General features: G+C 43.6%; 2 protein-coding genes. Both read right to left on the bottom strand.

From position 1 onward, the window contains the following. Window positions 1–157: 157 nt before the first annotated feature. Window positions 158–2,041 carry a gliding motility-associated C-terminal domain-containing protein gene (locus OLM61_RS10835; RefSeq protein WP_264526334.1) on the bottom strand — a complete coding sequence of 628 codons (1,884 nt, stop codon included), beginning with the start codon at window positions 2,039–2,041 and terminating at the stop codon, window positions 158–160. 182 nt (window positions 2,042–2,223) lie between these two features. Next, window positions 2,224–13,128, bottom strand: a complete 10,905-nt coding sequence (locus tag OLM61_RS10830) for a PKD domain-containing protein (protein WP_264526333.1) — start codon at window positions 13,126–13,128, stop codon at window positions 2,224–2,226. Between the last annotated feature and the right edge of the window lie 53 nt (window positions 13,129–13,181).

The following is a 13,181-nucleotide window of genomic DNA, read 5'->3' as shown; positions in this document are numbered from 1 at the left end:
AAAAAAAATGACTATTTGATAACGAACCGATAAAAATGAGCAGGTACATTATGTATATATTACACTTTTACAGAATATAGTGACAAAAACGCAATAAAAAAGGCGCAACAATGTCGCGCCTTTTTTATTTTAACAAATTAGAAATCAATACTTTACATTATTTAGAGAAATACAAATACCCCATCAGACTTATTGGCTCATTTAAATACGTTTTATACGTAATCACGTAAAAGTAAGTACCAACCGGTAATCCTTTTTGTTTGTTGACCGTTGCCCTTCCTTCTGAGATTCCTTTAAAGGCAACTGACGTGTTATTATAACCATGAGCATCATAAACCAAAACTCCCCAACGGTCATAAATTTCTACAAATACATCCGGGTAACATTCAACTCCGTCAATTTTGAAAACTTCATTGATTCCGTCACCATTTGGTGAGAACGCATTGTGAACTACAATTTTACAAGAGTTTAAGGGTAGTACGGTTGGGTCATCTCCCAGAATAGAATTGCCATCAGACAAATCTGTTGCCGTTTTTCCGTCCGGGCTTACGGCATTCACCTCAGCCTGATTTTCAACAGATCCGGCCTCGATATCAGCAGCGGTTAAAACATAAGTCCCGACAAAACTATCCGAATTTGTTTCTCCGTGTTTTAAAATGATCGGACCGCCTGTAATGGTTATTCCCGGTTTCGGATCTTTGACCACAACATTCACCAATAGAATATTTCCGGTATTGGTAACGCTAAAGTGATACGTAATTGTTTCTCCTATCTCGGCAAATCCATTTTTATTTTCATCATTAAAAGTGGCTGTTTTGATAAGCGCAATAGAAGGTTTAAGATCTAAATCAACCACTGTCGGATCATCATCACCGGTTAAAGCAGGATCATCGCTATCGGAAATATCGATGACCGGATTCCCTTGCGGATCATCTCCAATGACCAATGCCGAGTTGACTACTTCGCCATTGGCTACATCTGTTGTAGTTACCGTATACGATGCCATGGCTATTCCCGTTTGGCCCGGGGCCAACACATTTGGAGTAACCGCTATAGAAGTGGCTGTTAACATCGGATCGCTTATTACCAGATTGGTAACGACTACATTTCCGGTATTTTTAACCGTAAAGCTATATTTGATAACCGAACCTACTCCTCCATTGCCTGTTAATACTCCTCCTTTTATCAAGGTCAGTTCTTTATGCTGCGGTACCGGAGTGATCGTAGGGTCATTAGGTCCAATTAAAGTAAGGTCATTACTGTCGGACAAATCCTGTATGGCTGCTCCGCTAACAGGCTGTGCCGTAACCAAAGCCTGATTTTCGACATATCCTCTGTTAATATCAGCCTGAGTTAAGACATAGGTTCCTTTAAAAGTTGTGGTATCCGATTGTCCAACTCCCAATACTGCAATTGCAGTTCCGGTAACTGTTGCCTTCGGATCTGTTACAATGATATTGGTTAAATCTAAAGTTCCGGTGTTTGTCACCACAAAAGAATAACGGATTAGCTCTCCCGGCTGTGCATAACCATCGCCATTGCTATCTACGAAAACTCCTTGTTTAAGCAATCGAATGGAGGGCAGCGCTACCGTAATTCTAATAACAGCTTCATCACAATTGGACGGATTTAATTTATCACAAATTTTATATACAATAGAGTATATTCCGGCAGCCGTGCCCGCAGGAACGTCTACAGCACCGGTAAGAACATTTAAAACAGGAACTGCAGCTCCGTTTATGGAGTTTGCTCCGCTAATCAGGGTACTGTTAATATTGGTCTGCAAAATTGTTGTTCCGTTCAAAGTATCGTTGGCGTACGCATTCAATACATTAGTTGCTCCGGTGTCTCCGTTAATATTGTCGATTGCATCGTCATTCGCAACAATTGTCGAAACGACTACTACAATATTAATAACGGCATCATCGCAATTCGTCGGATTTAATTTGTCGCAGATTCTATATTTAATCTGATAAGCTCCTGCCGGCGTTCCTGCCGGTACATTTACATTTCCTGTGGCAAGATCTAAGACAGGAACCAAACCTCCGTTTATAGATGTTGCCGGACTTAATATGGTTGGAATGATTAAGCTGACATCTGTTAACAGTACACCATTATACGTGTCATTATTTGTAAAGGCATTCAGAGCATTATTTATTCCCGACTGACCATTTATGTTGGTAATGGTGTCATCTTCAGCAACGATTACAGGCGCATTTACGACTATGATAATTGCTGCCTGACTGCAATTGCCGGGTTTATTTTTTCGCAGATTTGGTATTGAATAAAATAAGTCCCCGCAGAAGTTCCTGGCGGTACATCGACACTTCCGGTGACGGTATTCAATACCGGAACAATTCCATTTGTTGAAGTTGCCGGAGGAGTTATACTCAAAACACTAATGTTAAGCTGAGCGGCTTGTGCGGCAAGTCCGTTAACGGTATCATTCGTTAGAGCATTTACTACATTATTGGCTCCGGTATATCCATTAATATTACCCGCAAAATCAGTATTCGCATCAATGATTGGGGCAATAACGTTTATGGTTATATCGGCCTCGCTGCAATTTAACGGATTTAGTTTTTCACAAATACGGTAATGAATTACATAAGTTCCGGCTGCTGTTCCTGCCGGTACATTTACATTTCCGGTAATGATATCTAATACCGGAACCGGGTTTCCAGAAATATATGCTGCCGGAGTTGTGGTACTTATGGATGTAATATCGATTGCAGTCAATTGAATATCTAAGCCGTTTAATCTGTCATTTGTAATGGCATTTACAGCGTTGTTTGCTCCGGTAAATCCGTTAATGTTACCGGTGCTGTCTGCATTCGCAATAATCGTTGGCGCTATAACAACAATTGTTATGGTGGCTGTATCAAAATTGGTCGTATTTAAGTTTTCGCTTAGGCGGTATCCAATGGTGTAAGTACCTGCTGCGGTTCCCAGTGGCACATCAACATTTCCGTTCGAAGGGTTTAGAACCGGAACAGCTCCTCCATTTATTGGTGTAGCCGGAACTATATTACTAATGGTAACCTGAGAAGGAATAACGGTCATTCCGTTTAAAGTATCATTCGTCAGGGCATTCACGGCATTGGTCGCTCCTGTAAATCCATTGATATTGGCCACCGCATCATTTACCGCATCAATTTGTGCTCCTGTTACTGTAATGAAAACTTTAGCATTGTCACAATTCAGCGGATTAATTTTTTCGCAAATATGGTATTGAATTTCATAATCTCCCGCTGGAGTACCTGCCGGAACACTTACAAATCCTGTTAAAGGCTCGAGTACCGGAATTGGCCCTCCGTTTATTGGTGTTGCCGCAACATCAACTGTAATGGTAACTTTCGAAATGTTTGCTGTAACTCCGTTAAGGGTATCATTCAATAAAACGTCAATTGCGTTCGTGGTGTTTACATAGCCGTTAATGTTGGCAATTGTATCATCATTGGCTACAATTAGCGGAGCTGAAACCTCAACGGTTATGATGGCTGAATCGGTATTGGACAAGTTCAATTTTTCGTTCAGCTGATAGCCAATAAAATACATTCCTGCCGCAGTTCCCGGAGGTACACTTACAATTCCGGTTGTTCCGTTTAATACCGGAACCAGACCTCCATTGATTGGTGTAGCCGGAATGATATTGGTAATGACAACTTCAGAAAGATTTACGGCAAGACCATTAAGGGTATCATTGTCTAGAGCATTTAAGGCATTTGGACTTCCGACAAAACCATTAATTGGTGCAAAATTGGCATCGTTTACGGCATCGATTACAGCAGGAGCTACTACAATAGTAACAACCGCCTGATCACAATTCGTCGGGTTTAGGTTTTCACAGATTTTATACACAAATTTATATTCTCCTGCCGGTGTTCCTGCCGGAACGTCTACTAAACCGGTAACGCTATCAAGTGTAGGAACCGGACCTCCGTTTATTGGAGCCGGAGTTGATATAACAGTTGTTGTAATATCCGGAAGATCCAGCATTCCGCCATTTAGCAAGTCGTTATCATAAATATTGATAACATCGTCTGCTCCTTCATAACCATTTACGTTTAAAACAGTATCATCATTTGCTTCGATAACTGGTGCAATTACCGTAATGATCACAATGGCATCATCACAATTGCCCGGATTAAGATCCTCACAGATTTGATATTTAATTTGATATTGCCCTGCCGGGGTTCCCGGAGGAACGGTAACAAAACCTGACGAAATATCTAAAACAGGAACCGGAGCTCCCGGAGCTTTAGGCTGTGCAGGGGTTACAATTGAAGGAGTCAGCACATTGGCCAGATTGATATTGATAACCTGTCCGTCAAAAGTATCAGCACCGGCTGCATTTGTATACACATTAATTACGTCTACACCTCCGTCGTAACCATTTATGTTGTCTATACGGTCGTCATTTACAATGATCGGAGCGGCATTTACCACCACTGCAATACTACCGTCCGCACAATTGGTTGGGTTTAATTTTTCGCAAATGGTATAGGTCATAAAGTAAGTGTTGGCAGGCGTTCCCGGTGGAATGCTTATGCTTCCCGTGGCTGTACTAAAGACCGGTACATTGGCGCCAGGATATAAAGGTGTGGCAAACACATTTTGTGTAATGGTTATTTCATTAAAGTTTGCTCCTGTAATTGGCACTCCGTTTAAAGTGTCATTGGTTAAGGCATTCGCAGCATTCATGAGTCCTAAATGACCATTTATATTTTCTACTCTGTCATCATTCGCTATAATCACTGCGTTTCCAACCGGAACCAGAATACTTGAGGTATCACAATTTAAAGGCGCTCCAATTTCACAGATCTTATACACAATTTCATACAAGCCTTTTACCGTTCCCGGCGGTACATTCACGTTTCCGGTTGTAATATCCAGATACGGAACTGTTGTTACCAGAGGGTCGATCGGTAATGCCGGATTGACTACACTAAGCGTCACATTGGATAATGTAGCCTGTGCACCGCCCACAGTATCGTTTGTTAAAGCATTAATTACATTGTTGGCACCGGTATAGCCGTTTACAAGATATTTAACAATATCAATTCGGGCATCGATTCCGGCTGTGGTTACACTAATGGTTTCTGTAGTGGTAGAACAATTTACAAAATTTGCAGGATCAGAAGGATTTCCCGGATTTACGATTTCACAAATGGTATAGGTTAAAGTATAATCTCCCGGTGGAGTTCCCGGTGCTACAGAAATAGTTCTGGATAGCGGATTAAAATCATAAATTAAGTAACTCGAAATAGAGTTTATCGTAACATTAACTGCTGATGGGTTTAAAATAACTCCGTTTAAGGTATCACTATCTAATATAGAATGTGGTGCTGTACTTCCACCCGTATCTCCGTTGATGGCTGTAAAGGTTTCAGGAACCGCACAGATTCTGTTAAAAATAGTAAAGGTCGTACCCGATGAAATACAGGTATTCAATCCCACTCTTCTCACATAAATGGTTACCGTACCCGAAGCCAAACCTGCAAAAACATTGCTCGCCTGGAAGGTCGTTCCATCACTGCTGTACTCGTAACCGGTTCCTAAATCAGGATTCACGATGCTTACTGTTCCTGTAGCATTTGCGCAGGAAGGCTGTTGTATGACTGAACCCGTTGGTGCGGCTGGTATATCAAAAACTTCTAACGTCACCTGATTGGATGTGGTACGACAACCTGACTCTCCCTGAGAAATGATGACTCTAAAATATCTGTTTCCTGCTGTTGCATAAGTTGGTGTGGTGTACGAAGCTGTTGTACCACCTGTTCCGCTTGTAACATCGGTATAAGGGCCGGCCAAAACACTGGCGGTCTGCCATTGATACAATACAGGACTCGCAGGAATATTTCCTGTAGCCACAACGGTAAAAGTATGAGCCTGGTTGATACAAGCTTCTCCATCTTTTGGTTGTGTCGTAATTATCGGGATTTCGAAAACATCTACTTTCGCCGGATTGGAATTTATAACACCACATCCAATTCCTGAATCGGTTACACGCAATCTGTAAAAAGCATCTGCATTTACAAAACCTGTGGTATAAGTGGTGGTATTGGCACCGGAGCCATCTGTTACATTTGCCCATCCTGTTGTTCCGTCCAATGATCTTTGCCATTGATAGGTAAAGTTTCCGGAACCATTTTGTGCACCGGATGTCATGGTGAATACTCCTCCCTCGCAAATATTTCCACCAACCGGCTGTACTGTTATCGTCGGATCGGGAATAACGGTTGCGACTACAACATTTGTAATAAGAGTACAGCTTGGATTTGATGAGGTGATTACACAGCGGTAATAAGTCGTAGCGCTAAGTGGTCCTGATAAATAATGTGGATTTGTGGCTCTAATTTCTCCTGTAATGTCGGCCCAGCCAGTCACACCATCTGCGGAACGCTGCCACTGATAAGTAAAGGAAGCAGAACCATTGTTTGCCGAAGCCGCTGTTGAAATCGCCACTGTACCTCCCACACAAACGGTAGTTGGATTTACAGGCTGAGTCTCAATACTTGGAATAATAACTGCGGCGATACCGGACAACACTGTGGTACAACCCTGAGTAGGATCAGAAATCGCCACCTGGTAAAAAGTAGTTTGTGTTAAATTTGGGGTGGTATAACTTGCCGAAGTTGCTCCTGCAATATTGGTATAAGGTCCCGCTAAAACAACGGAGCTTTTCCATTGATAACTGTAATTCCCTGAACCTCCTGCAGCGACTACATTTAAGGTCGCATTTGATCCACTGCAAATATTTGTTTTTGCGACCGGCTGTGTTACGATGGAGATCGCAGATAAAACGGTCACCATAGCCACATTGGAAGTAATGGTATTACAGCCGTTTCCACTGGCCGAAACTTCTACTTTGTAATAGGTCGTCTGAGTTAAAGCCGGGGTTGTATAGGTTGCCGAAGTTGCACCGCCAATGGCTGTAAAAGTAGCATTGTTGGTACTGCTAAACCATTGGTAAGTTAAAGCTGGGGTTCCATTGGCCCCCGTTACTGATAAGGTATGATTTCCTCCCGAGCAAATTGTTGTTCCTGCCGGCTGTACTGTAATCGACGGATCGGGAACGACTGTTGCCGTAACGGTATTAGAGGTTAAGATACAATTGGTGGTAGATGATGTTACCAAACATCTGAATTGTGTCGTTGCATTTAATGCCCCTGACGTAAAATTAGGAGTGGTTGCAGTTGCAGTTGTTTCATTCACAAAACCTGAACCCGTATTACTTTGCCATTGATAAGTAAGGGTACCCGCACCTCCGTTTAAAGAGGCCGCAATGTTGATGTTTACAATTCCTCCAACACAAATATCTGTCGGAGTTGTCGGCTGAGTGGTAATAGTTGCCACAAATACCGGAACGGCATCCGAAAATACTTCACAACCATTAGCCCCTTGTCTCACTCTGACTCTGTAATAAAAAGTAGATGTTAATGCTCCGGTGGTGTAAGACGCTGTTGTTGCCCCGCTTCCACCTGTTGTATTTACCCAGCCTGTGGTTCCATTTACAGATCTTTGCCATTGATAGACCAAAGCTCCGCCCAAAGGATCTCCCGAAGCTACTACGGTCATAGTATGTGTTGCTCCCGAACAGATGGTGTTTCCAACAGGCTGTACGTTTACTACAGGATCCGGAATTACATCTACCAATACACTATTTGAAGATACCAGACCACAGCCACTTCCCGTTGCCGAAACGTCTACACGATAATAGGTGTCCTGAGTGAGTGCCGGAGTCGTGTAAGTACTTGAAGTTGCCCCGGAAAGTAATGTAAAACTCAGGTTGTCGGAACTGCTGTACCATTGATAATTTAAAGCGGGGGTTCCGCCTGTTCCTGTAACCGACAAGGTAAATGCCCCGCCCGTACAGACAATTCCTCCGGTTGGCTGAACTGATATCGCAGGATCGGGTACTACCGTTGCTGTAACGGTATTGGAAGTCAGTACACAATTAGTTGTTGATGAAGTGATCAGACATCTGAACTGTGTGGTTGTATTCAAAATATCCGAAGTAAAATTGGCTGTTGTCGCTGTTGGATTCGTTTCATTCACAAAACCGGCACCCGAGTTACTTTGCCATTGATAGGTTAGCGTTCCTGTACCTCCGTCCAATGTTGCGACAATATTGATACTAACAATCCCGCCTACACAGACAGCTGCAGGAGTTTGCGGTTGCGTTGTAATTCGTGCCACATTGACCAATGCTGAATTGGAGAAGGTTTCACAGCCGCTTCCCGATTGTGTAATTTGTGCTCTAAAGTATAAACTGGATGTTAATGCCGCTGTGGTGTAAGTTGTCGTATTGGCTCCGCTTCCACCCGAAACATTGGTCCAACCTGAAGTTCCATTCACCGAACTTTGCCATTGATAAGCGATCGTCCCGGCTGCTGTATTGGTAGTGGTTGCCCCAACGGTCATGGTATGTGTTTCGCCCGAACAAATGGTACTTCCCGTTGGCTGAAGAGTCACAACAGGATCCGGAATAATGGTTAATTTTGCCACATTGCTCGTCACCTGCGTACAGGTACTTGAAACATTTACCCTGTAATAATATTCTCCATTTGCCAAGGCACTACTGGTTGTAAAGGATGCAGCTGTTTGCCCTGAAACATTCGTCCAGCCCGTTATTCCATTGGCTGATGTTTGCCATTGGTACGTATAAGGAGCTACACTTCCTGTTGGGGTTATCGTTAAAGTTGTGGTTCCGCCCTGGCAAATTGTGGTGTCACTTGGTAATGCCGAAAGAGTTAAATCTGATGGTCGTATAATATTTACTTCATCCGCATAAGAGTTACAAGAACCGTTACTAATGGTCCATTTTAATCGCGTTGTCCCTACTGATATATTGGTTACGGTCGTATTAAAAGCATTAGGATTGGTGATCAAAGCCGTACCTCCCGGATTCGTCACAAAAGTCCAGGTTCCGATACCGGTTACAGGATTATTCCCATTTAGCGTTACCGTTCCGGTATTACAAATCGTCTGATCAGGTCCTGCATCTGCCAATGGCGGTAACGCATTTACGGTTACAGTTACATTACTGGAACTTGGTGCGCACAATCCGTTTGAAATGGTCCAGGCAAAAACATACACTCCCGGCTGTGTTCCTAAAATAGTCGTTGTTGGTGAAGTTGCAGCGGTAAAAGCAACGGTTGTTGGTCCCGAAACCTGTGTCCATAATCCCGTTCCGATTGCTGGCGTGTTTGCGGCCAAAGTCAGGGTTTGGAATTCGCAAATGTTAATGGGTGTTCCTGCATTTGAAGTTGAGGGTAACGGATTAACGACTAAGGTCATCTCATCAAAAAGTACACAGCTAAGATTCGTCGCTGTCCATCGCAAAACATAGGTTCCCTGAGCACTTGGCGTGAATAACGAAGTTGGGCTTGCAGTATCAGAAAAAGATCCCGCAGGGCCACTAACTCTTGACCATTGCCCCGTTCCGGCCGTAATTGCGTTGGCCGCTAAAGTTGCACTATCCGATACACAGATGGTCTGATCTGGTCCTGCATTAGGAATCGTCAGATTTGCCGTAACGGTAATTTGAACTGTATCTGTTGTAGAAGGACATAACGCTCCGTTGGTAATAGTCCATCTGAAAACATATATCCCTCCCGTCTGAGTTAAATTACTAACGGAAGTGGTAGCTGAAATTTCAGAACTAAATACGGCAGTTGTAGGACCGGATACCTGCGTCCAATTTCCCACACCTGCTAAAGGAGGAATTGCCGTAAGATCTGTTACCGATCCACAAATAACCTGGTCTCCTCCTGCAAGTGCCGGTGAAGGTGGCTCTGAGTTCTCAATTCTAATCTGATCCGATTCGCTACAGGTTCCTGAACTAACCGTCCAGTTAAACACATAAAATCCATAACCCGGATTTGTAAATATGGTGTTGGGGTTTGTATCATCAACAAAAGATCCTCCTGCAGGGCCAAACAATTTGGTCCATTTTCCTGTTGTTCCGGGATCAAGTGCCGAAGCTGCCAGCTGAATTTGATTTACACCCGCATCACAAAATTCCTGATTCGGACCCGCATTGGGAGCTGTCACAATCTGACCGTTTACCGTGACCTGAATATCATCTGACGTTTCAGGGCAAAAACCCTGTGCCGCGATCGTATATCTGAAAACATATACACTCGGTACTAAATTGGTTACGGCCGCACTATTGTTACTGGTTGTGGTAATCGTTGGTGCTCCTGTCCCTCCGGAAACATAGCTCCAGATTCCGGTACTGGCAACATTACCAACCAAAAACAAAGGCCCTTCCAGACAGGTAGCAAAATCAGGACCGACTGCCGCAACTTCTGTTACTTTTATCGTCACCTGATCTCTGTTTGTTGGGCAATTCACACCTGTATAGGTAGCCCATTCTAAAATATATTCTCCGGTTATTAGTCCTGATAAAGTTGAGGTTGCCGATCTTGCATCTGAAAAAACAGGTGAATTCGGACCACTAATTAACGACCATATCCCGTTACCCGTCAAAGGAGGTGTTGCCCCAAGAGTAACCTGACTTTGGTTACAAACGGTCTGATCCGGTCCTCCTATTGCCGGTGAAGGTGCTTCGTCTATATTGAGTTGTACGGTATCTGAAGTACTCGCACAAAATCCTCTTGAAATGGTCCATTTATAAACCCAGGAGCCGGGAGTCAGACCGGTAATTGTAGTGGTCGGACTCGTTGGGTTTGCAATAACAGGTCCGTCTCCTCCGCTAACCAGTTCCCATAAACCGCTTTCTCCGGGTGCAGGTGCATTTCCGGTTACGGTTGTACTATTACTGCATAAATTTTGCGTGGCTCCCGCCTGAGCTACTGTAATAGCAGGAGCTATAGTAATCCCCACAGTATCTTCTCCATCCGCACAGCCTACATTGCTAACGGTCCATTTAAAAGTATAATCTCCATCACTTAGTCCGGTTACTGTAGTATTGTATAGTGTTGGATTTGTTATTGTTGCTGCTGTGCCTGCAGTTTGTGTCCATAAACCAGTTCCCGGAGCTGGAGTATTACCGCTTAAGGTGATGGTGGTTGTACCGGTAGGCAAACATTGATCTGCTCCGGCATTAGCATCCGCTCCTTCGGTGTTATTGGTAACAACATCTACCGTATCTGCCGATGTACCGCAGCCATTTACAATTGTCCATGTAAAAGTATAAGTTGTATTTGCGGCCAATCCGGTTACGGTACTGTTAGGATCGCCCGGATCACTAAAAACGACACCGGCACTGGGAGAAACTGTCCAGGTTCCGTTTTCGCTGCTTTGTGTGGCATTTCCTTGTAATTTTACTGTACTGTCAAAACAAACCGCCTGATCGTTTCCGGCATTAGCAGGGGTTGGAGCAGCACTCGACACCAATACTTCAGAAGTACTTTGTGTGACATCACAGCCTGATCCACCCGAAATGGTCCATCTAAACATATACCCTCCATTAACCAAAGGTGATACCCCGGTTGTTGGGCTGTTCACATCTGTAAAAGTGACAATACTTGGACCGGAAATCTGCGACCAGGTTCCTTTTCCATAAATTACCAAATTTCCGGCTAAGGTTGCAGAAGTAGAATTACAGGGCACAATTTGCATGGTTCCTGCGCTTGAAGTGGTCGGTTGCGCCGAAACTACTATAACGACCGTATTGTACACTGTTTCGCATTGTGACCCCGGATTTGGAGCTTTGATTAACCGAAGTACATAAGTACCGGAAAATGTCAATTGTCCAATCGTAACGCTATTACCTGAAAAATTTACCGGAGCTGTTGGATAAGACGGGTATGGCGGATTGAGTACCGGGTTTATGTTTGGCCCGGATACTAATTGCCAGCTCATTTGTCCGTTACCCGTAAAAGTTACCGGAATTACGGCCTCCGATTCGTTACACCCTAAAGTCTGATTAGGGCCTCCCGAAATCGAAATGATATCTTCTAAAACCACAACGTAGTTTGCTGTTCTAACACAATTGGTAACGCTGTTGGTAAGGGTATATGAAAAAGTATAAGTCCCTAATGCGGTCATTCCCGATACTAGTGTCGAAGGAGAAGTAGGGTTTTGAATTGTTGCTGTCGGACCTCCTGTCTGCGTCCATTGCACGCTTTCATTTACATACAGCGGTATGGTTCCCTGCAGAATTGTTGAGGTTCGTCCATCACAAAAATAAGCGGTCGAACCGGTGACATTGGTAACATCGGCCGTTGGTGGCGGAACGATTACGGTGACTTCATCTACACCATTTGCACAGGTTCCGGCTACGGTCCATCTAAAAACATAGGTTCCTTCAAGTAAACCGCTTACTGCTGTATTATTTCGGTTTGCATTGGAAAAAGTTGGTATACTCGGTCCCGAAACAACGGTCCAGGTACCTTGCTGCTGTCCTGGAGTATTTCCGCCGAAACTTCCGTTAAGGTTTACCGTTTGGGTCGATGAATAACAGTGTGAAAGTGTCATATCGGTTCCCGCAGTAACAGGCATTCTTCCACCCAGACTTGAAATAATAACATCATCCGTTGAGGTACACGATCCATTTGTTATGGTCCATCTTAAAGTGGTTGAGCCTGAGCTGTTTCCTGAAACTGTAATGGTACTGTTTGGCGAATTCGGGTTATTAACCGTAACTCCGGCATTATTATTTCCTTCAACTGACCAGGTTCCGGTTTCTGTTGGCCCAATCGCATTTGCGTTTAAGGGATACGTCCCCTGACAATACGTTTGATCCGCTCCTGCATTTGAAAGGGTGATTGGTGAAATCACCATTACGATATCATCAAATATGGTGGAACCGTCCTCACATTTAGCGGTTAATCTAAAAGTATAGGTATTTCCCGGGACTGCTCCTCTTACTAAAGTTTGCTGTAAATTAGGATCTACGATCTGTACTGCCGGTCCTGCTATCTGACTCCATACCGGATTTTCCAGAAAGTTAGTACCTGGTGCTGTATTTGCCGTTCCCAGTAAATAAAACTGGTCGGGGGGCAAAGCTGTAGCTCCACCGGGGCAAATTGTTCTGTCAGCATTTGCATTAACAGTACAGTTTTGCGAAAAGGTGTAAACAGGAAGTACAAATAAAAAAAATAAAAGTGTGTTATTCAGTCCTTTATGTAATCTATCAGAGTAATTTAATTTCATAAATTTAAATTTTTGAATTAAAAACAAAGAAATGACAGTACAAACTTGGGGGG

It is taken from the genome of Flavobacterium sp. N502536 (assembly GCF_025947345.1).
GTDB lineage: Bacteria > Bacteroidota > Bacteroidia > Flavobacteriales > Flavobacteriaceae > Flavobacterium.
The sequence above is the reverse complement of the archived record's forward strand: the minus strand, read 5'-3'. Positions and strand labels throughout refer to the sequence as shown.

Coding starts and splice junctions, on each gene's coding strand:
- OLM61_RS10830 (WP_264526333.1), bottom strand. CDS start 13,128: ATGAAATTAAATTACTCTGATAGATTACATAAAGGACTGAATAACACA.